General features: G+C 66.0%; 23 protein-coding genes and 1 tRNA gene. 9 read left to right on the top strand and 15 right to left on the bottom strand.

Annotated elements, in window-relative coordinates; all coding sequences use genetic code 11:
* Window positions 1–31 precede the first annotated feature (31 nt).
* The 7 genes from folE2 to efp all read right to left on the bottom strand — a co-directional run bounded on the left by folE2 (window position 32) and on the right by efp (window position 5,272).
* Window positions 32–955, bottom strand: a complete 924-nt coding sequence (gene folE2, locus GN331_RS08730) for a GTP cyclohydrolase FolE2 (RefSeq protein WP_156641587.1) — start codon at window positions 953–955, stop codon at window positions 32–34.
* Between the two features lie 61 nt (window positions 956–1,016).
* Window positions 1,017–1,748 (bottom strand): phytoene/squalene synthase family protein, encoded by a 732-nt coding sequence (locus GN331_RS08725; protein ID WP_156641586.1) that lies wholly within the window; start codon window positions 1,746–1,748, stop codon window positions 1,017–1,019.
* Entirely contained in the window at window positions 1,745–2,404 is a 660-nt protein-coding gene (locus GN331_RS08720; protein WP_156641585.1) for a phosphoglycolate phosphatase, read from the bottom strand. The genes GN331_RS08725 and GN331_RS08720 overlap by 4 nt, the downstream gene beginning before the upstream one ends.
* A 5-nt stretch (window positions 2,405–2,409) precedes the next feature.
* Window positions 2,410–3,129: a bifunctional 2-polyprenyl-6-hydroxyphenol methylase/3-demethylubiquinol 3-O-methyltransferase UbiG gene (gene ubiG, locus GN331_RS08715; protein WP_156641584.1), complete on the bottom strand. Its 720-nt coding sequence runs from the start codon at window positions 3,127–3,129 to the stop codon at window positions 2,410–2,412.
* An 18-nt stretch (window positions 3,130–3,147) separates the two neighbouring features.
* The gene (locus GN331_RS08710; RefSeq protein WP_156641583.1) at window positions 3,148–4,479 is read right to left on the bottom strand and encodes a TRZ/ATZ family hydrolase; all 1,332 of its coding nucleotides are present in this window, start codon (window positions 4,477–4,479) and stop codon (window positions 3,148–3,150) included.
* Window positions 4,480–4,481: 2 nt separating this feature from the next.
* On the bottom strand, window positions 4,482–4,706 hold the full coding sequence (locus tag GN331_RS08705; protein WP_156641582.1) for a hypothetical protein: 225 nt from the start codon (window positions 4,704–4,706) through the stop codon (window positions 4,482–4,484).
* Window positions 4,706–5,272, bottom strand: coding sequence for an elongation factor P (gene efp / locus GN331_RS08700; RefSeq protein WP_331713426.1), 567 nt, complete (start codon window positions 5,270–5,272; stop codon window positions 4,706–4,708). Before efp ends, GN331_RS08705 begins: the two co-directional genes overlap by 1 nt.
* A gap of 78 nt (window positions 5,273–5,350) precedes the next feature.
* On the opposite strand from efp, the gene epmB reads away from it, so the two are divergent.
* Both epmB and GN331_RS08690 read left to right on the top strand, forming a co-directional pair.
* Window positions 5,351–6,364, top strand: a complete 1,014-nt coding sequence (gene epmB / locus GN331_RS08695; protein WP_156641581.1) for an EF-P beta-lysylation protein EpmB — start codon at window positions 5,351–5,353, stop codon at window positions 6,362–6,364.
* A gap of 108 nt (window positions 6,365–6,472) precedes the next feature.
* Window positions 6,473–8,551, top strand: a complete 2,079-nt coding sequence (locus GN331_RS08690; protein ID WP_156641580.1) for an EAL domain-containing response regulator — start codon at window positions 6,473–6,475, stop codon at window positions 8,549–8,551.
* 104 nt (window positions 8,552–8,655) lie between these two features.
* Here the strand turns inward: GN331_RS08690 and htpX are convergent, their stop codons facing one another.
* A complete protein-coding gene (gene htpX / locus GN331_RS08685) occupies window positions 8,656–9,561 on the bottom strand; it encodes a protease HtpX (RefSeq protein WP_156641579.1) in 906 nt (301 codons plus the stop codon).
* A gap of 78 nt (window positions 9,562–9,639) precedes the next feature.
* Between htpX and gluQRS the strand changes: the two genes are divergently transcribed.
* From gluQRS to phbB (GN331_RS08665), 4 genes are all read left to right on the top strand, one after another.
* The gene (gene gluQRS, locus GN331_RS08680; protein WP_231734433.1) at window positions 9,640–10,569 is read left to right on the top strand and encodes a tRNA glutamyl-Q(34) synthetase GluQRS; all 930 of its coding nucleotides are present in this window, start codon (window positions 9,640–9,642) and stop codon (window positions 10,567–10,569) included.
* Window positions 10,570–10,616: 47 nt separating this feature from the next.
* Window positions 10,617–11,357: an acetoacetyl-CoA reductase gene (phbB, locus tag GN331_RS08675; protein WP_156641578.1), complete on the top strand. Its 741-nt coding sequence runs from the start codon at window positions 10,617–10,619 to the stop codon at window positions 11,355–11,357.
* A 150-nt stretch (window positions 11,358–11,507) separates the two neighbouring features.
* The gene (phaR, locus tag GN331_RS08670; RefSeq protein WP_156641577.1) at window positions 11,508–12,014 is read left to right on the top strand and encodes a polyhydroxyalkanoate synthesis repressor PhaR; all 507 of its coding nucleotides are present in this window, start codon (window positions 11,508–11,510) and stop codon (window positions 12,012–12,014) included.
* A gap of 100 nt (window positions 12,015–12,114) precedes the next feature.
* Window positions 12,115–12,855 carry an acetoacetyl-CoA reductase gene (phbB, locus tag GN331_RS08665; protein ID WP_156641576.1) on the top strand — a complete coding sequence of 247 codons (741 nt, stop codon included), beginning with the start codon at window positions 12,115–12,117 and terminating at the stop codon, window positions 12,853–12,855.
* Between the two features lie 121 nt (window positions 12,856–12,976).
* On the opposite strand, the gene GN331_RS08660 is transcribed toward phbB (GN331_RS08665), so the two are convergent.
* Both GN331_RS08660 and GN331_RS08655 read right to left on the bottom strand, forming a co-directional pair.
* Window positions 12,977–13,867: a M48 family metallopeptidase gene (locus tag GN331_RS08660; RefSeq protein WP_156641575.1), complete on the bottom strand. Its 891-nt coding sequence runs from the start codon at window positions 13,865–13,867 to the stop codon at window positions 12,977–12,979.
* A gap of 26 nt (window positions 13,868–13,893) precedes the next feature.
* Entirely contained in the window at window positions 13,894–15,741 is a 1,848-nt protein-coding gene (locus GN331_RS08655; protein WP_231734432.1) for a formylglycine-generating enzyme family protein, read from the bottom strand.
* Between the two features lie 121 nt (window positions 15,742–15,862).
* On the opposite strand from GN331_RS08655, the gene rnd reads away from it, so the two are divergent.
* From rnd to GN331_RS08640, 3 genes are all read left to right on the top strand, one after another.
* On the top strand, window positions 15,863–16,960 hold the full coding sequence (rnd, locus tag GN331_RS08650) for a ribonuclease D (protein ID WP_331713425.1): 1,098 nt from the start codon (window positions 15,863–15,865) through the stop codon (window positions 16,958–16,960).
* An 88-nt stretch (window positions 16,961–17,048) separates the two neighbouring features.
* Window positions 17,049–17,124, top strand: a tRNA-Ala gene (locus tag GN331_RS08645).
* Between the two features lie 71 nt (window positions 17,125–17,195).
* Window positions 17,196–17,513 (top strand): hypothetical protein, encoded by a 318-nt coding sequence (locus GN331_RS08640; protein WP_156641572.1) that lies wholly within the window; start codon window positions 17,196–17,198, stop codon window positions 17,511–17,513.
* A 10-nt stretch (window positions 17,514–17,523) separates the two neighbouring features.
* On the opposite strand, the gene GN331_RS08635 is transcribed toward GN331_RS08640, so the two are convergent.
* The 5 genes from GN331_RS08635 to GN331_RS08615 form a co-directional block, all read right to left on the bottom strand.
* Window positions 17,524–18,813, bottom strand: coding sequence for a hypothetical protein (locus tag GN331_RS08635; RefSeq protein ID WP_156641571.1), 1,290 nt, complete (start codon window positions 18,811–18,813; stop codon window positions 17,524–17,526).
* An 89-nt stretch (window positions 18,814–18,902) separates the two neighbouring features.
* Entirely contained in the window at window positions 18,903–20,669 is a 1,767-nt protein-coding gene (locus GN331_RS08630) for a hypothetical protein (RefSeq protein WP_156641570.1), read from the bottom strand.
* 146 nt (window positions 20,670–20,815) lie between these two features.
* Window positions 20,816–21,214 (bottom strand): DUF6258 family protein, encoded by a 399-nt coding sequence (locus GN331_RS08625; RefSeq protein WP_156641569.1) that lies wholly within the window; start codon window positions 21,212–21,214, stop codon window positions 20,816–20,818.
* Window positions 21,215–21,671: 457 nt separating this feature from the next.
* Complete coding sequence (locus GN331_RS08620; protein ID WP_156641568.1) at window positions 21,672–22,325, bottom strand: hypothetical protein; 654 nt, start codon at window positions 22,323–22,325, stop codon at window positions 21,672–21,674.
* Between the two features lie 2 nt (window positions 22,326–22,327).
* On the bottom strand, window positions 22,328–25,495 hold the full coding sequence (locus GN331_RS08615) for an RHS repeat domain-containing protein (protein WP_156641567.1): 3,168 nt from the start codon (window positions 25,493–25,495) through the stop codon (window positions 22,328–22,330).
* Window positions 25,496–25,635: the final 140 nt, after the last annotated feature.

The raw sequence follows: 25,635 nt of genomic DNA, 5'->3' as shown, positions 1-25,635 counted from the left end.
CTTTGCGCGATTGATCCCCCTGGAAGGGGGATCAAGGGCCGGAGCCGCTGACCCTTGCTACTGCGTCGTGGGGATGCAGGCTTTCGAAGTGCGCCACGCGCACTTCATAGCGATCGATGCGCTCATCGCGCGACAGCGCACCGGCGACACGACGCGCGGCGTCTTCACAGAACATCAGGTTGGCGGCGTTGAGTTCGGCGAAGGCCTGTTCGTCTTCGCGCTTGACGGCCGTCTGCACGGGCGTGCCGAGCGAGGCTTCGACAGCGTCGACCAGATCCAGCAACGGCAATTCATCGAACGCCGGACGCAACACCACGCGCACGTCGGCGCGGCTGCGTTGCGCATGCGGCGTGGCCGCCAGGCCCCGTTCGGAGGCGAGCCAATCGCTCACGACCTGCGCCGAGATCGGCCGCGCGGCAGCGAAATCGCTGGCGAAGCGCTCGGCGTTGACCTGGCGCGACAGCGCCGCGGACGCCGGGCACGTGCTCGAGTATTCGACCGCGAACCCGAGCGCGAGATGCAGGTGCCCGTCCGCGAGTTCGGCTTCGATCGTCACCGGGTAACGCTTCCAGCCGACGTTGTCGCTCGCAAGCGCACGACGCTGCAGCAAATGTTCGTAGCGAATGTGCAGGCGCGCACGCGTGGAGGCGCCCTTCTGCGATTCGATGAAGCCCTGCAACACGCGGCGCAAACCGCCGGGCGTGATCGCTTCGCTCGCGAAGGCCTGCTGCAGTTGCAGATACAGCCGCGACATGTGGATGCCGCGTGCCTGGCCGTCGCGCAGGTCGACGGCGACGTCGACATCGGCAGCGACCTGCACCGACTGGCCGTCGGTGTCGTGGATGCGCACCGGGATCGCGATGCGATCCATGCCCACCCAGTCGAGCGGACGCGCCAGCGCCGCCGCTTCGAACGCGACGTCGGGGAGTTGCGCGGGGGGGCGGGAGGCGGTCATGAGGGGCGCATTCTACCCAGCGGTCGACGCGATTCGTGATGACACAAGCGCAACGGAGCGTTTAGCGCCGCGCCCCTTGCCACGAAGTCAGCAGGGCGCGCCAGGCGGGCAGCGGGCGCTCGGGCGCGCCGCCGTCGGCGTAGCGGCGCAGGCGTTCCCGCACCAACCCGGCATGCAGGCGCCCGGGCACGCGGCCGCCGTAAGGCAGGGGCCACTGGTCGAGCAAGGTGCGCGCCCACAGGCGGGAGGCGACGCCGGGTTCGGCACCTTGCCCCGCTTGCGCGATCGATTGCAGCGGCGCGGCCGCATCGCCACCGGCGAGTGCGCGCTCGGCGAGCAGGCTCGCGACGACGCTGCGCGCCGGCGCGGAATCGCCATGGCCGAACAAGGTCGCCGCGATCGTCGACACGGCTTGCGCGAAGGGTTCGAGCGCGGCGAATGCATCGTCGATGTTCGCCGGACGTTCGCGGCTCGCGCGCAACGACGGCAAGGCCGCCGCAAGCACCGGCCACGCGGCCGGTTCGCGCTGCAATACGATGCCGAGCGGATGACGACGCACGCCCTTCGCCCAGCCGTGCAGTTCTTCGGCCCACCACGCGAGTTTCGCTTCGCCGGGAATCGGATCGCTGCCGAACCACGCCGCGTGCGTCAGTTCGTCGCGCAACGCGAACCACGCGACCGCGCGTTCGCGATGCAGCGGCGCAACGAAGAGTTCGGCGAACGGCCACTCCGGCCAGCGTTCGCGCCATTTCGCCAGCGTCGTGTCGACCGCCGGGTCGCGCACCGCGCTCACGGCCAGCGTTCCGGCGCGCAGAGTTCGGAGGGCAGGTCGACCATCGTGTCGCCTTGCCACGCGATCGGATCGTCTTCGTCCAGGCGATAGCCCCACAACGCGACGACCGATCGCATCCCGGCCGCGCGCGCCGCCTGGATGTCGCGCTCGTCGTCGCCGACATACACGACATCGGCCACGTCGACACCCATCACTTCCGCCGCATGCAGCAGCGGCAACGGATGCGGTTTGCGTTCGGGCAGCGTGTCGCCGCCGATCAGCACGGCGCAGCGCGTTTCCCAGCCGAGCATCGGCATCAGCGCGCGCGCGAGGTATTCGGGTTTGTTGGTGACGATGCCCCAACGGCATCCGGCGTCTTCCAGCGCGCGCAGCATCGCGTCGACGCCTTCGAACAATTCGCCGTGATGGCCGAGCACGCGCTCGTAGGTTTCGAGGAATTCCGGGATCCACGCATTGCGCTCGTCCGCCGGAATATCCGGGAACGCCGCCGCGGTCATCGCACGCGCGCCCTTCGAAACGACCGGACGCAAGCGCGTCATCTCCATCGGACCACGACCCCGCGCGGCGCGCATCGCATCCACGGTGGCTAGCATGTCGGGCGCGCTGTCGAGCAAGGTGCCGTCGAGGTCGAACAGCACCGCTTTCGGAAACGACATTTCGATCATCCAGGCTTGCGCGCGCAGGCGAGGTAGTTCACGTCCGTGCGGCGCCCGATGCGCGCGGCGTTGCGCCAGGGTTCGTACACCAGGCCGCTGACGTCTTCGAGTTCGAGGCCGGCTTCGCGCAACCACGCCGCGAGTTCGGAGGGCTTGATGAAGTCGCGATACTGATGCGTGCCCTTGGGCAGGATGCGCGCGATGTATTCGGCGCCGACGATCGCCAGCGCGAACGCCGCCGGCGTGCGATTGAGCGTCGAGAGAAACATGCGGCCACCGGGCTTGAGCATCGCCGCGCACGCGGCGAGCACCGACGGCGGCGACGGCACGTGTTCGAGCATTTCCATGCAGGCGATGACGTCGAACGTCGCGGGCAGTTCTTCCGCGAGCCCTTCGGCGGGCACCTGTCGATAGTCGACCTTCACGCCGGATTCCAAACCATGCAGGCGCGCGATCTTCAACAGGTCCGGCGCGAGATCGATCGCGGTGACGTCGGCGCCGGCCGCGGCCATCGATTCGCTGAGCAATCCGCCGCCGCAACCCACGTCCAGCACGCGCGCGCCTTGCAGCGACACACGATCGGTGATGTAGCCCAGGCGCGCGGGATTCAGCGCGTGCAGCGCCTTTTGCGGACCATCGGGATCCCACCAGCGATGCGCGAGTTCGTTGAAGCGATCGAGCTCGGCCTGGCGGAAGTTTTCTTCGTTCGGTTGCGCTTGCGTCATCGGAGCCTCGGGAGCGGATTACGCCGTGCGGACCGCGGCGATGCGGTCGCGCCACTGGCGCGCGTTGGCCACGATTGCGTCCACGTCCATGTCGATGAGAATGCGGTTCTCCAGCTTGCGATGGCCGGCGATCCACACGTCGCTCACCTGCTGCCGCCCGCAGGCGTAGACCAGTTGCGAGACGACGTGGTGCAGCGGCTGCGTTTCGAGCGCGGCCATGTCGACGCACACCAGGTCCGCCTGCTTGCCCGCTTCGATCGAACCGATCGCGTCCTCGAAGCCCAGCGCCTTCGCGCCACCGAGCGTCGCCGCGCGCAACGCGGAGAATGCATCGAACGCAGAGGCGTCGTCGCCGACGGCTTTCGCCAGCAATGCAGCGGTGCGCATCTCGCCGAACATGTCGAGGTCGTTGTTGCTGGCCGCGCCGTCGGTGCCGATGGCGAGGTTCACGCCCGCGGCCGCGAGCTTCGCGATCGGGCAGAAGCCCGACGCGAGCTTGAGGTTGGATTCGGGGCAATGCGCGACGCTCACGCCGCGTTCGGCGCACAGCGCGATCTCGGCGTCGGTCAGTTGCGTCATGTGCACCGCGATCAGGCGGTCGTTGACCAGACCGAGGCGATCCAGGCGCGCGATCTGCGACTGGCCCAGCGTCTTGCGTGCTTCGGCGACTTCATGTGCGGTTTCGTGCACGTGGCAATGCACCGGCACGTCGAGCTGGTCGGCGAGCATGCGGATGCGTTCGAAATTCGCATCGGACACGGTGTACGGCGCGTGCGGTGCGAACGCGGTGGCGACGAGCGGATCGTTGCGCCACTGGTCGTGCACTTCGCCCGCGCGATCGAAATATTCGTCGGACGTGCGCGCCCACGCGGTGGGGAAATCGATGACCGGCAGCCCGACGCGCGCGCGGAAACCGTGCTTGCGGTACGTCGCGGCCTGCACGTCGGGGAAGAAATAGTTTTCGTTGCAGCACGTCGTGCCGCCGCGGAGCATTTCGGCGATGGCGAGCGTCACGCCGTCGGCGATGAAGTCGGGCGCGACGACCGCGGCTTCGATCGGCCAGATGTGGCCCTGCAGCCATTGCATCAGCGGCAGATCGTCGGCGACGCCGCGCAGCAACGTCATCGGATTGTGGACGTGCGCGTTGACCAGGCCCGGGATCAGCACGCCGTCGGGGCGCGAGACCGTTTGCGCGGCGGTGAATCGCGCGCGCGCATCGGCGATCGGCAGCACCGCGACGATCGCGCCGTCGCGCACGGCGACGGCGTAATCGGCCAGCACGACGCCGTGCGGTTCCACCGGCACGACGTGGCCGGCTTCGATCAACAGATCGCAGGCTTCCGGCGCCATCCTTACCAGAGGCCCGCGCCGAGGGCGAAGGTGAGCCCGAAGGCGCCGGCGCCGAACAGCAACCACGCCAACAACATCAGCCGCAGCGCTTCGCCGTAACGCAAACCGCGCACGCGACCGGGGAACACGCGCGGCAGCGTCGTGTTCCAGAGCCACAGCACCGCGCCGCCGGCGACGAGGACGCCGACAAGCCAGATCGCGAGCTGGATGTAAGCGGAGGAATCCATCACTTCACGCGGCTGACGTATTCGCCCGAGCGCGTGTCGACCTTGATGATTTCTTCCTGGCCGACGAACAGCGGCACGCGCACGACCGCGCCGGTTTCCAGCGTGGCCGGCTTGCCGCCGCCGCCCGAGGTGTCGCCGCGGACGCCCGGATCGGTTTCGGTGATCTTCAGTTCGACGAAGTTCGGCGGCTGCACCATGATCGGCGTGCCGTTGAAGAGCGTGACCACGCACTCTTCCTCGCCCTTGAGCCACTTGTCCGCGCCGCCCATGCCGTTCTTGTCGGCCTGCACCTGCTCGAAGGACTCGGGGTTCATGAAGTGCCAGTATTCGCCGTCGGCGTAGAGGAACTGCATGTCGGTGTCGACCACGTCGGCCTGTTCCACGTTGTCGGTGGCCTTCATCGTCATTTCGACGACGCGGCCGGACTTGATGCTGCGGTACTTCACGCGCGTGAACGCCTGACCCTTGCCCGGCTTGACGTATTCGGTATCGATGATGACGCAGGGGTCGTTGTTGACCAGGATCTTCTGTCCGGTCTTGACGTCGTTCATGCCGAGGCTGGCCACGGTGTCGCTCCTGTTAAACGTTGTGCTTGTAAGGTCCGGCGAGCCCGCGGCGGGGCCGGCTAGAATGCGCAGCTCGCCATGATAGCCGAACCCCTTCCCCTCCCGCCCCTGGCCGCGCCGGACTGGCGCCACCAGTGGCGCGACGCCGTGCGCGATCCGCGCCAATTGCTCGCGCTGCTCGGCCTGGATGCGCACGCCGCGCGCATTTCGGATGCCGCCGCCGCGCAATTCCCGCTGCGCGTGCCGCGCGCCTTCGTCGCGCGCATGCGCCACGGCGATGCGGCCGATCCGCTGCTGCGCCAGGTGCTGCCACTGGATGAAGAGGACCGGATCGTGCCGGGCTTCGGCATCGACGCGGTGGGCGACACCGCCGCGCGCACGGCGCATGGCGTGCTGCAGAAATACCGAGGCCGGGCGCTGCTCGTGGCCACCGGCAGTTGCGCGGTCCACTGCCGCTACTGCTTCCGCCGCCACTTCGACTACGCGGGCGACACCGCCGCGGCGGGCGGATGGGCGCAGGCGATCGCGCGCATCGCGGATGACCCGACCATCGACGAAGTGCTGCTCAGCGGCGGCGATCCGCTGTCGCTGGCGACGCCGAAGCTGACCGAACTCACCGACGCGCTGGCCCGCATCCCGCACCTGAAGCGGCTGCGGATCCATACGCGCCTGCCGATCGTGTTGCCCGACCGCGTCGACGATGGCCTGGTCGCCTGGCTTCACGCGCTGCCGTGGCCGGTGACCGTGGTCGTGCACGCCAACCACGCGAACGAGTTCGACGGCGCCGTCGATGCCGCCCTCGCCCGCCTGCGCGACGCCGGGGCGATGCTGCTCAACCAGGCGGTCCTGTTGCGCGGGGTGAACGACTCGGTCGATGCGCTCGCGGCGCTGAGCGAACGCGGCCACCGGGCCGGCGTGCTCCCGTACTACCTGCACCAGCTCGATCGCGTGCAGGGCACGGCCCATTTCGAAGTCGACGACACGCGGGCCATCGCCCTGCATCGCGCACTCGCCGCCCGGCTGTCGGGGTATCTGGTGCCGCGCCTGGTTCGTGAACTCCCCGGCGATCCTGGAAAGAGACCCCTCGTCTAAGCGTCCGGCGCATGGACCTCGACCGGCCATTCGTGCCATAAGGTCAACCGTCCGTCGCCGGAACCGTTTTCCACTCCCCGGTCGACCGCCCGACCCAGAGAGACCCGGATGCGAGCCAAACAGGACAGCGTGCTGCGATTGCTGATCGTCGACGACAGTGTCGAGGCGGCGGAAGCCATTGTCAGCGGCCTGCGAAACGCCGGCATCGCCGTGCGCGTGTCGCGCCCCGAGAACGAGGAAGCGTTGCCCGCCCTCGTCGGCGGCGCGCTCGACATCGTGATCGCGGCCAAGGATGCCAAGCAGCCCACGATGGCCGCCGCGATGCAGGCCATCGACGCCAGCGGCAAGGACATCCCGCTGCTGATGGTGGTCGACACCGTCGACGACAACATCCTGCTGCAGGCCAGCGAACGCGGCGTCCGCGGGCTCATCCTGCGCGGCCGCACGCCGCACGTGCTCGCCACCGTGCGCGCCGAGTGGGAAGACCTCGAGGCCCGTCGCGCGCAGCGCCTGCTCGAAGCGCAGGTCCGCGAGACCGAACGCCGCTGCGACGCCCTCATCGATTCCTCGCGCGAGCCCATCGCCTACGTGCACGAAGGCATGCACATCCGCGCGAACCAGGCTTACCTGGAAATGTTCGGCTTCGATTCCTTCGAGGACATCGAAGGCATGTCGCTGCTCGACCTCGTCGCGCCCAGCCACGTCGCCAACTTCAAGACGCTGCTCAAGGGCCTGTCGAAAGGCGACGCGCCGCCGCCGCGTTACGAACTCGAAGCGCTCGACCAGGAAGGCAACCGCTTCCCCGCCACCATGGAATTCACCTCGGCCTTCTACGAAGGCGAGGCGTGCATCCAGATCGTGTTCCGCCGCCAGGAATCCGATCCGGAGCTGGCGCGCGAAGTCGAGGAATTGCGCCAGCGCGACCAGGTCACCGGCCTGCTCAACCGCCAGACCTTCCTGCAACAACTCGAGTCGGCCGTCGGCGGCACGGCGCAGAGCGGCGCGCACCACGGCCTGCTGCTGATCGAGCCGGACCACTTCGTGAAGCTGCTGCAGGAAATCGGCCTGGATGCGGCGGACGATCTCATCGCCGGCCTTGCCGGCCGCCTGCGCAGTGCGCTGGCGCCCGAGGATGTCGCCGCGCGTTTCGGCGAACACCAATTCGCGGTGCTGTCGAAGAATAGCGAACACGTCGCCACCGTCGCACTCGCCGAGCGCTTGCGCGCGGCGTTCGAAGGCCACGTGTTCGAAGTCGGCGACCGTTCGCTGTCGGCGACGGTGAGCATCGGCGGCGTGCAGATCGGCGAGAAGATCGCTTCGGTCACGCAGGTGCTCGCCAAGGCGAGCCAGGGCGTGCAGTCGTCGGTGGGCGTGGGCGGCAATCGCGTGGAGCTGTTCGATCCGGGTGCCGTGGACCGCGCCGAAGAAGAGCGCGTGCGCGCGTGGGTCGAGCGCATCCGCGCAGCGGTGGACGGCGACGGCTTCGTGCTGCACTACCAGCCCGTCATCAGCCTGCACGGCGAACCGGGCGAAACCTACGAAGCGCTGCTGCGCTTGCGTGGTGGGTCCGAAGGCGAACTCGTGGCGCCGCAGATGTTCCTGCCGGTCGCCGAAGAACACGGCTTGCTGTGGGAAATCGACCGCTGGGTCGCCGGTCGCGCGATCCAGGTCGTCGCCGAGCGTGCGCGCCAGCGCAAGGACACCACGCTGCTGGTCAAGATCACGCAGGCCTCGCTGGCCGACGACACGCTGGCGAAATTCATCGGCGAACAACTCGCGGCGCACAAGGTGCCGGGCGAGAAGCTGGTGTTCCAGTTGCCGGAGTCGAAGGTGTTCACGCACCTCAAGCAGGCGCAGGCCTTCCGCACGACGGTGAAGCAGTTCGGTTGCCGCGTGGGGCTGGAGCAGTTCGGCACCGGCCTCAACTCCTTCCAGCTGATGCAGCACTTCGAACCGGCGCTGGTGAAGATCGACCGCGCCTTCATCCAGGAACTGGCGCAGAACCCGGACAACCAGGCGAAGATCAAGGAATTCAGCGCGCGCGCGTCGGAGCAAGGCGCGAAGACGATCGCCGAATTCGTGCAGGACGCGGGGTCGATGACGTTCCTGTTCTCGAGCGGCGTGGATTACGTGCAGGGGCACTTCCTCGCGGCAGCGGGCCCCGACATGGATTACGACTTCCAGTAACCGCTGGGAATGGGAAACAGGGAATGGGGAATAGTAGATTCGCGCCCCATCAAGTCGCGTCGACTCAACTATTCCCCATTCCCTATTCCCAATTCCCGCCGACGTCAGCTCACGACGTTCTGTCGCACCGTATTCGCCGCCGGCTGCCAGTTGCGCAGCGCTTCGATGCGCTCTTCCAGCGGCGGATGCGTCATCAACAGGCGACGCAGGCCATGACCGACGCCACCGCTGATGCCGAATGCCGCGACCTGCTTGGGCAGCGTGCTTTCGCCGTAGGTCAGCGAGAGACGCTGCAGCGCGGCGACCATCTTGTCGCGGCCGGCGAGCGTGGCGCCGCCCGCGTCGGCGCGGAACTCGCGGTGACGCGAGAACCACATCGCGATCATGCTCGCGAACAGGCCGAACACCAGGTCGAGCACGAACACGATGACGAAGTAGCCGATGCCACCGCCACCGCCTTCGCGATTGCCGCTGATGAAGCCGTCGATGACGCGGCCCACCACGCGCGAGAGCACGATCACGAAGGTGTTCAGCACGCCCTGCAGCAACGCCATCGTCACCATGTCGCCGTTGGCGACGTGGCTGACTTCATGGCCCAGCACGGCTTCGGCTTCATCGCGATCCATTGCGCGCAGCAAGCCCGTCGACACGGCGACCAGCGCCTTGTTGCGATTGGCGCCGGTGGCGAAGGCGTTGATTTCCGGCGCGTCGTAGACCGCCACTTCCGGCATGCCGATGCCGGCGGCCTTGGCCTGGCGCTGCACGGTTTCGAACAGCCAGCGTTCGGTTTCGTTGCGCGGTTGTTCGATGACGTGCGCGCCGGTCGCGCGCTTGGCCATCCACTTGGAGATCAGCAGCGAGATGATCGAGCCGCCGAAACCGAACACCGCGGCGAAGAGGATCAACCCGGTCGCGGACTGCGGATTGACGCCGAAAATCGCCATCACCACGCTCAGCAGCGCGAGGACGGCCAGGTTGGTGGCGAGGAACAACACGAGGCGCTTGAACATGGTCGTCGCATCCGGGCCGTCGGGGGAGTAGCGGCCGTATAGGGGAAGTGTGGCGATGTTTGTTTAAATTCAAGCCGAATGTCGATGCGAACCGACCCGACCCAACCCCGCCTGCGTCCCGCCCGACGCGGACGCTTCGCGCCCTCGCCCACGGGCGACCTGCATCCGGGCTCGCTGCTTGCGGCCTTCGGCAGCTGGTTGCTGGCCCGTCACGATGGCGCCGAATGGTGGGTGCGCGTGGAAGATCTCGATCCGCCGCGCGAGCAACCGGGCGCGATCGAGCGCCAATTGCGCACGCTGGAAGCCTTCGGGCTGGTGTCCGACGGCCCGATCCTGCGCCAGAGTTCGCGCGACACCGCTTATCGCGAAGCGCTCGATCGCCTGCTGGGCAGCGGCGCCGCATTCGAATGCTGGTGCAGTCGCAGCGACCTCGCCGCCACCGGCGGCCTGCATCACGCCTGCGTCTCCGGGCCGCAGGCCGGCCGCGCACCGGCGGTGCGGCTCCGCATCCCCTGCGGCGAGAGCGTCGCCTTCGACGACGCCATCCAGGGCCGCGTGGCGCAGGACGTGGGGACCGAAGTCGGCGATGTCGTGCTGCGGCGCGCCGACGGCTTCTGGGCCTACCAGCTCGCCGTGGTCGTCGACGATGCGGCGCAGGCGATCACCGATGTCGTGCGCGGCGCCGACCTGCTCGACTCCACCCCGCGCCAGATCCTCCTGCAACGCGCGCTCGGCCTGCCAACGCCGAGTTACGCGCACCTGCCACTCATCGTTGACGCGCAGGGGCGCAAGCTGTCGAAGTCGACGGACGCGGTGCCGATCGACGACGCCAACCCCCTGCCCGCCCTGCGCTTTGCCTGGCGCGCCCTGGGCCAGGATCCGGCGGCGTTGGAATCGTGCACCGATCTCGCCGGAACACTCGCCGCGGCGCGTGAAGCCTTCTCGCCAGCTTGCATTCCGTCGGAATCCGTTGCGTTGCACAACACAGGTGTCGCAATCGCGTCCTAGACTGGACCGACCGGCTTTAATCCACGCGACAGACCAGGGAGAGGCGCATGACATCCAGGGTGGCTTTGGTGACGGGCGGCACCGGCGGCATCGGCACGGCGATCTGCCGGCGGCTGGCGCTGACGGGGCATCGGGTGGCGACGAACTACCGCAACGAGGAAAAAGCGCGCGCCTGGCAGGCGCAGTTGCGTGCGGAGGGGATCGACGTCGCGCTCGCGCCGGGCGATGTCTCCAGCGACGAAGACGCCGAAGCGATGGTCCGCGCCGTCGAGTCGCAACTCGGCCCCGTCGAGATCCTCGTCAACAACGCGGGCATCACGCGCGACACCACGTTCCACAAGATGAGCACGCTCCAATGGCGCGAAGTCATCGGCACGAACCTGGACTCCTGCTTCAACGTCACGCGCCCGGTGATCGAGGGCATGCGCGCGCGCAAGTGGGGCCGCATCATCCAGATCGCGTCGATCAACGGGCAGAAAGGCCAGTACGGCCAGGCGAACTACGCCGCGGCCAAAGCCGGCATGCACGGCTTCACCATCTCGCTGGCGCAGGAGAACGCGAAGTTCGGGATCACCGTCAACACGGTTTCGCCGGGCTACATCGGCACCGACATGGTGATGGCCGTGCCCGAGGAAGTGCGCAACAAGATCGTCGCGCAGATCCCCACCGGGCGCCTGGGCGAGCCCGACGAGATCGCCTACGCAGTCGCGTTCTTCCTTCCTGACGAGGCCGGCTGGATCACGGGCGCCAACCTTTCGGCGAACGGCGGCCAGTACATGGGCTGGTGAATCGCGGCAGATGACCGGGCGCGGGGCGAAATTGAATCGCCCCGAACCGACGAATTCACGTTCATGACCTGAGGGTCTTGACAGTCCTGTTGCAATCCCCTGTTGCGGTGCGCCATGCTCGGGCACGCCGTCTTCGGGGGTCGACCGCACATGCCAGTCCGCGTCATCAAGAAATATCCCAACCGCCGTCTCTACGACACGCGGATCTCCAGTTACATCACCATCGAAGATGTGCGCCAGCTCATCGTCGAGGGCGAGGAATTCGAGGTGCGCGACGCCAAGACCGGCGAAGACCTCACGCGCTGCGTGCTCCTCCAGATCATTTCCGAGCACGAGCAGGAGGGAGAACCGATCCTCTCCACCCAGTTGCTCAGCCAGATCATCCGGTTCTACGGGGATTCGCTGCAGGGCTTCATGGGGAACTACCTCGAGCGCTCGATGCAGATGTTCCTCGAGCAGCAGCAACAGTTCCGCCAGCAGATGAGCGGGCTGATCGGCCAGGCGCCCTGGACGATGCTCAACCAGCTGACCGAGAAGAACCTGGAGATGTGGAAGGACTTCCAGAACGGCCTGGTCGGCGGGATGGGCCGCCCGGCCGCGCCCCGCGCCGCGCCGGCCCGGGACGAGAAGGACGAAAAGGACAAGTCGAAGGCCTGATCCTCGGACCCGCACGCCGCGACTGTGACCGGCGTGCGTTGACGGCCTCTCCAGCCGCTGGCACGCTGCCGGCTGTTGCACTGCACCAATCAGGAATCCCATGAGCAAGCGCGTGGCCGTCGTGACCGGCGGCATCGGTGGTCTCGGAACCGAGATCTGCAAGACCCTCGCCCGTGCGGGCCGCACCGTCATCGCCGCCGACCTCGGCGCGCGTGAGGAGCGCATCGCGCAATTCCGCCAGGACGTCGACGGCCTCGACGTGCATTTCGAATCCGGCAACGTCGGCGACTTCGACGCGTGCGGTGCACTCGTCCGCAAGGTCGAAGCCGAACGCGGCCCGATCGACATCCTCGTCAACGCCGCGGGCATCACGCGCGACGGCACGCTGCGCAAGATGGAGCGCACCGACTGGGATGCCGTGCTGAACATCAACCTCGACGGCGTGTTCAACATGTGCCGCCACGTGGTCGACAGCATGACGACGCGCGGTTTCGGTCGCGTGGTCAACATCAGCTCGGTGAACGGCCAGACCGGCCAGTTCGGCCAGACCAACTATTCCGCTGCGAAGGCCGGCATGCACGGCTTCACGATGGCGCTGGCACGCGAAGTCGCGCGCAAGGGCGTCACCGTCAACAGCGTCTCGCCGGGTTACTGCGAAACCGCGATGGTCATGGCGGTGCCGGAAGACGTGCGCACGAAGATCGTCGAAGGCGTGCCGGTCGGTCGACTGGGCAAGCCGAGCGAGATCGCGCGCACGGTGGAGTTTTTGACGAATGACGAAGCGGGCTTCATCACGGGCGCGAACATTCCGGTGAACGGCGGCCTCTTCATGAGCTTCTGATTTGCTCCCTCCCCTGCTGGCAGGGGAGGGCTGGGGTGGGGTTGCGTGATCTCTGCGCGTCCTTGATCCCCCTCAATCGCGCTTTGCGCGATTGATCCCCCTTGGAAGGGGGATGAAATCTTCAGCGCGCCGTCTCGCAGAACTTCTTCCGATACTCCATCGCCTTCGGCATCAAGGCCTGCAGGTTTTGGATGCGCGTGCCCGGGTTCGGATGCGTGCTCGAGAATTCCGGCGGCGCCTGTCCGCCGCTCGCCTGTTCCATGCGCTGCCACAGCGGGATCGCTTCTTCCGGGTTGAAGCACGCCGCCGCGGCGAGCATCAATCCCATCTCGTCGGCCTGCGTTTCCTGCTTGCGCGCGTACGGCAGCGCGCGGCCGTAGCCGTACACGGCCATCACCGCCTGCATCTGCTGCGCGTCCATGCCGCTCATCGCGCCGGCCATCTGGCCCATCTGCGCGAGCTTCTGTTCCGACATGCGCTGCGCACCGTGGCGCAGCAACGCATGCGTGATTTCGTGGCCCATCACCACCGCCATCGCGTCGTTGTTCTGCGCGACCGGGATCAGCCCCGTGTACACCGCCATCTTCCCGCCCGGCAGGCAGAACGCGTTGACCTGGTCGGACTGGATCAGGTTCACATCCCAATCGAAGGTCTTCTCGATATGCGGCGCCTGCATGCCGTGTTCGGCGGCGAGCGCATCGGAGACTTCCGGAATCTTCACGATCAACCGCCGCGCGATCTCCGTGACCGCGGCCGCGTTCGGATCGCTCTTCGGCACGATCTGCTCGGTCTGCTGCAATTCGTTCCACGCCTGCAGGCCGAGCGCCTTTTCGTCGTCGGGCGTGATGCTCTGGTCGATCAGCACCTTCTCGCCGGTCAACGGATCGTCGACGCGATTGGAGAACCAGTAGTACGCCGCATAACCGGCGAACAACAGCAACACCCACCAGCGAATCCCGCCGAATCCCATTCCGCGCCGTCCTTGCGCCTGGTTGCCGTAGGGACTGTTCATCGCCGCTCCTTGAAAGTGGACGCGCGCTACAACTCCCGCACGAGGCGAAAGCCGAGCCGCGCATTGGTGGTGTCGCCATCCGTCGACAGGCGCCAGGCCGATCGCACCTGTGCCGGTGCGCTCACCCACGATCCGCCGCGAATCACGCGCTGGCGGCACCCGGGGTTCACCCAGGCCTGCCCGTCAGCGGGGGCGCGCCGGTACCCGTCGTGCCAGCAGTCGGCGACCCACTCGCTGACGTTGCCGCTCAGGTCGTGAAGGCCGAATGCATTCCCCGGATAGATGCCCGCCGGCGCCGGGCCCCAGTAGCCGTCGGCATAGCCGATGAAGGCGTTGCGCCAGCGGCGGCCGGTCGGGGACCGATCGCCCATTCCGGTGACGTTGCCTGCGAACCTCGGCGGGATCGGGCTGCTCCAAGCCAGGCTCCCCTGGCTGCCCGCGCGCTCGGCGTATTCGAACTGCGCCTCGCTCGGCAGCGCATAGCGCTCGCCGGTCTGTTGCGACAGCCAATGCGCATAGGCCTCGGCATCGCGCGCGCTGACGTGCAGCACCGGCATCGCGTCGGTCGCGAGCTGGCCGACGTAATCGTGGCGCCAGTCCACGCCGCTGCGCCGCGCGAGCGTGCCGCTGCGTTCGTCGTACACGGTGGAATGCCCGCGCCGCACCGCGCGTGGTTTGTAATTGGTGGCCTGCACGAAACGGCGGAATTCGCCGACCGTGGTTTCGGTGCGCGCCATCGCGAAGCCGCGGTCGAAGCGCACGTAATGCAGCGGACGCTCGGACGAGGACGCATCGTTTTCGCCCTCACGCGCGCCCATGCTGAAACCGCCGTGCGGCACCACCACCATCTGCGGCCCGCGCGCGCCGCTGCGCAATGCGTCGGTGAACACCTGCCCCGGTCGGAACAGGCCGTAATGCGCGACCTGGTCGATGCGCGTGCGCAACTCGGCCGCGGCCGGATCGCCCGGCGGCGCGATGCGCAACATGTCGGACAAGGTGCGGCGCGCTTCGGGCAAGCCGTTCTCGCGCATGAGCACGGCCATGCCCTTGTCGCGCATCGCATCGACGCTGGCGCGGCGCTGCGTCGCGATGCGCGCCCGCGCGTCCTCCGCGGTCGTCATGGTGGGACGCACGCGATCGGCGAACTTCAACCACTGCTCCGCGCCGTCGAAATCGTTCTGCGCGGCGCGTTCTTCCGCGCGGCGGATCAGGGCGCTTTCGACCGCGGCGATGCCTTGCGCCGCGCGCGCATCGCCGGGGCGACGCTCCAGCGCTTCGCGGAAATAATCCAGCGCGCCGCGATCGCCCGGCGCTTCACCCAACCGACCCGATTGCAATTCGCGCTCGCCACGATGATCGAGCTGGACCGATTGATCGGCGCGATCGATGCGCGACAGATACTCGCGCATCGACGGATCCTCCGGCGCGGCCGTCCGCCCGACTTCGCCGACTTCGTGCGCATGCACCAGGCCATTGGGATCGGCGTCCATGCGGCCGAGCGCGGCATCGCCCTGCGCGATCAATAGCGCGATCGCGCGCGCATGCGTGCGCTTGACGTCGGCATCGTCGGGCGCGCGCGCGCTCAATTCGAGCAACAACGGCACCGCATCGCGCGGACCACCGAAGAGGCGGTCTTCCTCCAGCGCCTGCTTCGCTTCGGCGAGCACCGCGGGCTCTTCGCCCGTGGCGATCATCACCGGCGGCGGTTGCCACGCGGGAACGACGACCGCTTCCTCGCCGGTGATCGTCACCAACGGATTGCGTTCGGAATCGGGGGTTGCAGCCTGGTCCGCGCGCTTGCCATCGCAGGCGGCGAGCGCGAGCGCGCACGCGAAGGCAAGCAGGGGGAGCGAGCGGGTCCGTGGAGGCGTCATGAACGTCCGTGGGGCCGTGACGCGACGATGGTGGGCCATCGCCGGTCTCCGGGGCAACAACCGTGACTTGGGCGCGGGCGCCCGGTTAGTCTGGCGCCCTGCCCTGTTCGCAAGAAGCCTCGTGCATTACTGGATCACCGACCCCACCGACCTCGCGGCGCGCCTGGCGCACCGCCCCGCCCGCGTAGGCCTGGATACCGAGTTCATCCGCGAACGCACCTACTGGCCGCAGCTGGCGCTCGTGCAGATCGCGTTCGACGATGCCGACGGCGCGCAGCAGATCCTCCTGGTCGACACGCTGAAGGACGGCATGTGCGAAGCGCTCGCGCCGATGCTCGCCGATCCGGGCGTGCTCAAGGTGATGCACAGCGCATCGGAAGACATCGTCGCGTTCAAGCGCGCGTGCGGCGTGGCGCCGACGCCCTTGTTCGACACGCAGATCGCCGCCGGGCTCGCGGGCGTCGGCGCGGGCATGGGATATCAACGCCTCGTGCAGCACATGCTCGGCGTCGCGCTGGAGAAAGGCGAACAACGCTCCGACTGGCTGCGCCGCCCGCTCAGCGACGCGCAACTGAAATACGCCGCCGATGACGTGGTGTATCTCGACGCCCTGTATCGCGGGCTCGCCGAGAAACTGGACGCGCTCGGCCGTCGCGCGTGGCTCGACGAAGACAGCGCACGGCTGGCGCAAGGCGCCGACGAAGCCGGCGAGCGCTGGCCGCACCTGTCGATGCGCGCCGCGCAATTCCTCGACATCGCGGGCCAACGCCGCCTGTTGCGCCTGCTCCGCTGGCGCGACGCCTACGCGCGCACAAGCGACCGCCCGCGCAGCTGGATCCTCGACAACGAACTGGCGACCACGCTCGCGCGCACGCCGCCGATCGATCGCGACGGCCTCAAGCGCCAGCTCGATGCGATCCCGAAATCCCCGCGCAGCCTGGTCGACGCCATCTGGACCGCGCTGACCACCCCGCTCCCCGACGAAGCCGACGCCCCGCCGCCGCGCAGCGAAGAACGCGACAAGGTCGCCCTGCGCAAACTGCAGGACACGACGGCGGAAGTCGCGAAAGAACTCGGCCTGCCCGACGGCGTCCTCGCCTCGCGCCGCTGGCTGGAAGCGCTGCTCGATGGCCACGACTGGCCCGGCGCCCTGTCCGGCTGGCGCCGCCAGCAACTCGAAGCGCGCCTCAAACCGCTGCTGGCCGCGGCCGGCAACTGAACGGGGCTGCGAGCGCTTACGCGGCGATGCGGATCGCCGCAACCGACTTGGCAGTCCCGCGGCGCCTCCGTATACTGCGCGACTTCGTGGGGCGGTAGCTCAGCTGGGAGAGCGTCGCGTTCGCAATGCGAAGGTCGGGAGTTCGATCCTCCTCCGCTCCACCACTTATTCCAGATGTGCGAAGGGCCTGCAGCGATGCAGGCCCTTTTTCTTTTCCGATCGCGTTGTCCCAGGCATGGACCTCCGACCGATCGCCAGTCTCGCCCTGCTCCTCGCGCTGTCGCTGATGAGCAACGCGCACGCGCAGAGTTGCTTCAACGACCAGGAATGCCAGGACGGCTCGTGGTGCAACGGGGTGGAGCGTTGCGAGGGCAATCCGGGCAAGGGCACGTGCATGCCCGCGCCGAAGCCGATGTGCCTGGGGAAGAAGGTGTGCGACGAGGGATCGCAGCGGTGCCTTGCGCCGAAGCAGGTCGACGAATTGCTTGGGTGTCCGAAGGGCCAGATCTACAGCGATGCGGAAAAGAAATGCGTGGCGAAGCCGCCGCGGTAGACGCCCTGCTTCAGAGCCTGTAGTTGTCGAGACCGACTTCGCGCTCCCACGACCGCTCCTCCTCACGCGGTAAGTAGCCGCGTTCACCGAGCATCTCTCGCGACCGCGCGCTCAACGTCGGGCTCTGGGCGATCGCCTTCGCCAGTGGCGCGAGCAGACTCCGATTCCCGGTGTGATAGGTCAGGTTGATCCATGTCGCGATGAGATCATGGAAGTCGGGGCGTAGCACCAGTTCGGTTCGCACGACGTCGAGGAACGCGATGTCGTCCCAGACGTACACGCGATCTTCGAACCACGCCTTCGCCGCGACGGGATCTCGCGCCAACCGCGCTCGCAATTCCGCGGACGCGGCCGCGACCCACTGTGCGCGCGTCTGATCGCCATGTTGCGCATACCACGTGCGCCAATCGCGCGCGGTGTGCAGGTTGTCGAGCAACGTGATCCGTCGCAGCAGCTCGCGGCTTTCGTATCGATCCGGCGTGCGCTGGCTTTCCACGTCGAAGGTGCGGATCAGGTACGGGATGTAGGCCGCGTGCCGGAGCGCATACCCCGTCCCCAGCAGCAAATCCCGGTTGTCCCGGTCCCCCTGGAGCGCTTTGATCGCTTCGGCGATGCGCGCGTCGTCCACGGCGACGCCGCGATCGTGCAGATACGTTTCGACGAGCAGGCGTTCCCCCGGATCGCGCACGGAGGTGCGGTAATCGCTGAAGAACTGCTGGGCCGCCGGGCGATCGAATCCCTCGAGGATGTCCAGCAGCGCGCGGCGGCGCTCGACGGATCGCTCCCGCGCGTGCGCGGCGATGAAGAACGCGATCCAACGGTCCTGCCCCGTCAACCACGGCCAATCGCCCACGCCGTAGCTGTTGCTGAACCCGTACTGCCAAAGCGGAAGCAGGTGTTCGTACACCCGTTCGCGCTGCTGCGACGCGAGCTTCTTCTCGAGCCACGGGATCGCGGCGGGATCCTTCACGTAACCCATGACGTGATAGAGCGCGTTGACGAGCTCCTCTTGGCGAGAGGCGTTCTGCATGCGATCGATCGCGGCTTCGGTCGCCGCGGTGGCGCCGAATCGGAGCTGCATCAGGCGCTGGAGGTCTTCGTTGGCGTTGCCGTGCATGTCGAAGAGAAAGAGCGGGCGTTGGCGCTCCAGACCGTCGATCAGGCGATTCGCCTCAAGCTGCGGCGATGCCGGTGGCGCAGCCACGGCGTCGGGGACCGCCGCAGGAGCCCGCGCGGGAGAAAGCGACCACGTTGCGATTCCGATCAGCAGCAACGGCCTGATGCATGCCATCCAGTTCATGCGTCGCTCCAGGTCACGGGGGGTCCAAGCCTCGTCACTCTACCGAACCTTCGCATCCACCATCTTCTTCGTTTGGACTCGCACCTCGATCAAGGCGCCGGCGCACTCCGCCGCACCACCCGCGTCGACCGCCCGAAGACATCGAACGCTTCCACCGACGAGGTGAAGGTCCTGCCCTGCTGCACGATCGTCGTCGTCACCACGGGCGACAAGCGCTCCAGCTTGTCGATCGCGGTGCGCTGCGTCATCCGCGTCAAACCGATGCGTGCCGGCCAGGGGCCCTGGTCATGTGGTGCGTAGGTGTAGGTGGTCGTGCGCATCAGCGTCGATTCGGCCTGGTACACCTCCGAGCGCAGTTGCCTGCCTTCGCTGATGCCCCAGCGGGTGGAATACACCAGCCGCGTCCGATGCCCGTCGGGGTCGCTCATGTCGACGAACGCTTCCTCCGCGCACGTCCCGACAGCAGCGCATGCATCGCGTAGTGCGCTGGACTGCGCTTGAGAGTGCGCGTACGTCCAAGTCCGGGTGGGAAGGCCAGGGCCGCTCACCGTGCGTTGCGTCAGCACCCAAGCGCCGAACAGCGGCGGGTTGGTTTCCTGCGAGTGGTTGGTCACCGGGTCGCGGTAGCAGGTGCTCGACACGTAGCTTCGCCCGCGCCACGCTGCTGAGCGCACGAAGGTCCCGATGGCACCCGACGGCGCAGTCACGGTCGCGGTGCGATCGCCTTGCGAAAGCGAAAGCTGGCCGCCATTGCGGATGTCGCAATTGGTTTGCTGCTGGTGCGACGGCGGATCCAGATCGGCCACCCAGCCCGCATACGTCCAGCGCGAGTTGTCCGGCAATTGCACGCCGGTCAGCTTGGCCGAGGTGATGATGTTCGTGCCGCCCATGACGGCGAAGGAATACGAATACCGCCAGGTGCGTTCGGAGGCGGTGCCGGGCATCACGGTGATCGCCGTCACGACGGGATACTCGGTTCCCCACGTCAGGCGCACCGAGCGACCATCCTTCGCCGTGATCTGCGTCAATTGCTTGCCGGTGTAGTGGTACCGCACCCAATTGCCGAAGCGATCTTCGATGCGCGTTGCGAACATCGTTGCGAATTTACGATGGATGCGATTGGCGTCTGGATCGTCTTCGATGACCGCAGACGTGTCGGCCTGCACGAGGTAATCCAGGGAATACTTCGTGCCGTCGGGCGAGACGGCAAGGTAGGCCTCGCCGGCTTCGCCGTTCGCGGTGTTGGGCAAACAGCCGATCTGCCAGTGGGACAACGTCAGCGCGGGGAACACCATCGGCGCGCCGGCGGCGTCACGCATCGTCGGCTTCGGCGCGGTGTTCTCGACAGCACGCTTGAGCAGCAACTGTCGCGCACCGTCTTCGGTGACGAAGTCGTAGCCGTGCCACCATTCATCCATCGCGAGGTTCGGTGCGTCGAACCGCGTGCACCGCTGCTGCGTGTTGGCGATGCCCACGCGCCAGTTCTCGCCCGCCGGTTTCTGCGTCTTCGGATCGTCGCGCAGCATCGTTTCGATGCGCGGAATCGACAGATCCCAATCGCCGAAGACCGGCGAGTCGTAACTCTTGTCCTGCTGTTGCGTCTTGGTCGTGCGCGTGAGCACGATCGCCGGCCCGGTGCCTTCCAGCACGATGTCGGCCTGGGAGAAGCTCAGCTCGCCCGTGATCGGGTTGATCGATTCGCCGAAGGGGCTATCGCCGGCGGCCGAGACGGACTGGTAATCCTTGATCGTCTTGCCGTACTCCATCTGCGGCGTGACTTCCTTCGCCAGGCCATGCACGGCGCCCGATGCGCACACACCCATCGCGGCGAACGCCGCCACTCCCCAGTTCCGCATAGCCGCTCCGCGATCAGCGATGAATGCGTCAGTAGAAAGTGTGCGCACGCGCGAAGGTGCGCGATGCGTCGCCAACCAGGCTTGGCCGACGCTGCGAATCGCGTTGGAATCGTCGCGCGCGTTGCGCGACACCACGCCGAATCCCTTTACTGAGTAATTCTTAGGCCAGGTATATTGGCATCTTCCAAAACCATCGACGCCGCCATGATCCGGATCTCCACCTCTGTCCGGGCGCCAGCAGCATCAACTGCATCCACACTCATGACGATCAAGAATTGATCATCTGAAATTGACTCTGCGCGAACTTCGTTTATGGAGTCATTAGGAATTACACCACTCGGCGAGAGTGTAATGCTTTGCACGCCTGTGAACACGATGAAACCGTCTTGCAAGTCTTCGGCGGAGTAGTAGTCCCACGAGGCAGATCTGACCCGGGAAATACAAGTTACCTGCACCTTGACCTCAGCGTTCCAGCCATCGATCAACACGGACTTGCATCCTCGATCGCCGACGTAGACTGTCTTCAGGAATTCGATAGGGTTCATTTGTTGATCGGCCAATGTGCATCAGGGCTATTCGATGGAACCTTGTTTCCTTGAGGATCAATCGACGCGCCCCTGTCCTTTCTCCGGATTATTGGCCATCACAACCTTGAGGGCGTTGAAATCATTCGACACCGTGGCTTGGATCACCTTCTTTCTACTCATTCCTCTCATACCTGTGGTGTCTGTCGCTGCTCAAACTTTCGAAGCTTTGCCAAAGATTGCCCCCTGAGTCACAGGCAGTTGGGAGGCCACCGGGCTGACGTATACGCGCGTCCGATTTAGAAGGCTCGCAAAGATATGCAACGGCCCAATCGCTGTCCTGCCTGATTAGCAGCTTTGACATGAAATGGAGAGAGAGAATTTCAAATGATGAGCGCGCAACCGATTTCGCGGCGAATGGCTGCCAACAGCTGATCCTGATCATCAGCCGTGAGGTAAAAGTTGATTTGCCTGCCAATCATGACGACTCGCCATCTAACTGCCTGTCCGCAACCATCAAGGCCTTGAGTTTCTCGGCGAACGTGGACCAGGATTCGACGATCTCGGGCCATTTCGTCATCGCCGAATACTCCTGAAGCTTGCAGTCTAGGTATGCGGTCGCCTCTTCATTTTTCCCTTGCAGGAAAAGTGCGACTGCGATTCGTTGCGGAAACCCCCCGAGCATGCCTTCTCTTTCGCGGAGCAGTGGCAAAATCGCATCGATACGGGCATGCGCACGCATCCATGGCACGCCATACTGGACAATCGTCCGCGCCATCCTTTCGGCTTCGGGTTCGATGGGACGTCTGTCGTCGAAAACAAACACCTCGACATCCGGCGCCAGCTCGCCTAGATGCAAGGCTACCGTCGCCATTTGTCCGACCTTGTAAGGCCACTTCTTCGGATTGTCGTTCAACTGGTCCCACAACTTCATTATCGAAACGAAATGCACACCGATGAAGGGGTTGAGCTGCAGAGCGTGCCCCATGTTGAGGCGATTGAGTCCGATCCAACCGAACGCGTCTTCATCCAGCCGGATTAGAGGATTGCCGCGACGAGGCGACTTGAAACCATACTGAGAGAGAGCTTCGTCGCAGGCGGCGTCAATCTTATTGAGAAGTTTTCGATCCATCGTCAGAGACGCTCCTCTAGGAACTTGGCAACAATCGGTTCGCTTGGAGTTAGGCCGGCCGCCTTAGCGTTGTTTCCGACCGGCATTACATACGATCCGGTAGCCGCATCCTGTGCCAATCCTGCTTGTCCGCGCGACAAATGTGCACCTCCAGTCTTAACCTCAACAGCCGTCCCGTCCTTTCTCATGATGTCCACGATTGTGAGCCGACCGTCGCTGCCTTTGATCGCCACACCCCGCCCCGCCACCTCAGCACCCAACCTCTTCGCAACATCAGCCTCGCCGATCGCCCCTTGAAGCTGGTTCTTCAGCAACGTACGCGCCTTGGTTACTTCTCCACTGGAAACCGGGGAAATAAAGTCGAACACCGCTGCGGCTTTCTCCACCGGCGATGATGATCCATCAAGAATGGTCACGAGCGAATCGACCATCTCCGTCCCTGTCTCCTTCAACGCGCTTCGAACGTCCCCGCCGTTCTTCAACGCTTTGATGAGGGGTCTTATCAGTTTCGGACTGCGCCCGTCCGGATCGGTCAGCCCGTAGGGATTGTTGAATGCATAGGCGTAGCGATTGAAGAACCGCATGTCGCCGTTGCCGTACGCGGTTACGGGATCGACGCTCAGAAAACATCCGCACGTCGAGTCGTAATACCGCTGCTGCATATACGTCAGCCCGGTCGCCTTGTCCTCGACGTGACCGGTAAACCCAACGCCGTCCCGTGCCGCATGGTTCAGGACCTTGCCGTACGGTTCGTAGTGACTCCGCTCGATCACGGTGCCGTTCGCATCCGTCACCGCCACCGGCGTTCCCAATGCGTCCGTGTGTTGATACCTGACCGTGGCGTTCGTCGACCCGGTGGGCACCGTTCGGGTCGCGATCAGTTTGTCGCCCAGGTACACGTAGTGCGCGGACTCCTGCTTCCGCACATCCGAGGTGTAGGCCAACAGGCCGCCCTGCGTGTACAGGCTGTACCGGCTGCCCGTCGTGTAATCCCGCACGCGCCGGCCAATCGCGTCGTAGATGTAACTCGATGCGACGCCGCCGGTCGTCGAGCGCAAGCGATTGTCGAGGCCGAACTGGAAGTGGACGTTGTTCTTCGTCTTCAGGTTGCCCTGCAGGTCGTACGCGAAGGCCACCATTGCGGCGGTGCCGTTGCTGCACTGCGCGGTTGCGCCCGCGCGCAGGGTCGTCAGGCGATTGGTGCCGTCCTCGTAGCAGTAACGTTGGCTGCGGTTGGGCGCACTGACCGAGACGATGTTGTCCAGGACGTCATAGCCGTAATCGATGGCCCCGGTGCCGCCCAACATCGGCGAGGTCATGCGCGTCAGCCGATCCTGCTGGTCGTAGACCATGTTCCGGTCGGTCGCGCCGGCCGTCGCACCATCACTGATCGCTACGACATTGCCGTTCTGGTCGTAGTCGTAGCTGTCGTCGAGGATCCCCGCGGTGCCACGGAAATCACGGCTGCGCTCCGGCAACAGGCGCGCGTTCTGGTGCGCCTTGTGCTGCACGCCGTTGCCGTAGGTGAAGGAATCGACCGTCCCGTTGGGGTGGTACGTGACGTTCGTGGCATACGTGCCCGCCCGGGTCGGGCGGCCCAGCGCATCCGGTGCGTAGTCGATCACGACGTTGGGCGGGTAGGACTGGCTTGCCACGTTCGCGTGGGCGTCGTAGCCGTATCCCAGCATCCAGTTGATGCTGGCCCACGACAGTCGTTCGCTCGTCAACAGACGGCGCTTGTTGTAACCGTAGGTGGTCGTGACGACCGCGCCCGATCCGTTGTCGACGGACTGCGCTGCCGGCAAGCCGTCGGCCGTGTACGCGTAGGAGGTGTTGCCCAAACCGTCAGCGAAGGTGAGCGACGTGATGCGATTGCGGTTGTCGTAGGCGTGGTCGGAGCGGCGTGCGGCAACGGCCGCGTCGCTCACGCAGGTCGATCCCGGCGCATATCCCGAGGCCGACCACGCGAGCAGGCCCGCGGCGTCGTACCCCATGTAGGTCGACCCGGTTTCCGGCTCGTGGAGCCGGCACAGTTCCTGCGCTTGCGTGTATCCATACGTGCGGGTCGCCGAGACGAGGTTGCCGGCGTCACGACGCCTGATCGATGTCGGCTTGCCGAACACATCCCGGGTGATGTCCGTATACGACCCGGCGGGCTGCACGATGCTGACGGGCCAATCGGTCGTTGGCTCGGCGTACGTCTTGAAAGCCGTTGTCGACGCCTGTCCTCGCGGGTTGGTCACGCGCGTCTGGAAGCCAGCGAGATACGCCATCGTCGTGGCCACCACGCCACCGAATTCGGGCTCGGCGTGCTGTTCGACACGCGTTGGCCGGCCCAGCGCGTCGAACGTGCTCGAGGTTCCCTTCAGGGAGGGATCTGCGAAGGAGAGCGTCCCCGGGGCGTTCAGTGGATACGACTGGAACACCGTCTGGCCGGCGGCATCGAAGCGACGGAACGTCACGACTTTCCTGGTCGCCGGTTCGGCGAGATCGAGTGTCTCCTCGACGACCGGGCGCAACAGGCCGTCGTAGACCGTGATCTTGCGAGCGTTGCCGTTGACCGTGGTTTGCCACCAGGCTCCAGCTGGCATGCCGTAGATCGCGGGGTTGCCGGCACTGAAGCTGACGATCGTTTCGGCCCAGGCCGACGCATCGCAGACGCCCGATATGGTTTCCGATGGATAGGTGATTTTCCGCACACGACCCATGGCGTCGTAGGCGTAGCAGGTCTTCGCGCCCGTTTCGTCCGTCGCCGAAAGGATCTGCCCCAGGTCGTCGACGACCGCGGACGTCGACGCGCCATCCGGATGCGTGATCGTTTGCGGAATGCCCCGCTTCCAGTTGCCGAATGTGGTCGTCGTATTGAAGCTCGCCGAATCCTTGGCGTCGGACACCGTCGCGACCGTTCCGTCGGCGTTGTACGTGAGCCTCTGTTTCAACTTGCCGAACGCGTACACGTCCGTCGGCAACGCAGTGATCGGGTCGTATTTCGTCTCCGATTCCACCAGGCCCGTGTCGACGTTCACCGAGGCCATGGGCTGGCCGATGACCCACTTGTCGAGGTTGTCCTCGTATGTGGTGGTATCGGTCCGGATGTACGTCTGTGCGTTCGCGTCGACGGCACCCGCCGCGGAAAGCGCGAGCGCAACTGCCAGCGTCTTCCCGTTCATTCCCTGCCCCCGACTGCCCGCTTCCGCATACCGACTCCACTACGCGCGATGAATGCGGCAGTAGAAGGCGCGTGGGCGCGCGCAGGTGCGCGACGCATCCCCCGATGTCGCCAGCCGGCGCTGCCTATAGCGCTGGAATC

This window comes from Noviluteimonas gilva, assembly GCF_009740395.1.
Taxonomy (GTDB): Bacteria; Pseudomonadota; Gammaproteobacteria; order Xanthomonadales; family Xanthomonadaceae; genus Noviluteimonas; species Noviluteimonas gilva.
Note: the sequence above shows the minus strand (reverse complement) of the source record. Positions and strands in the feature narration are given on the sequence as shown.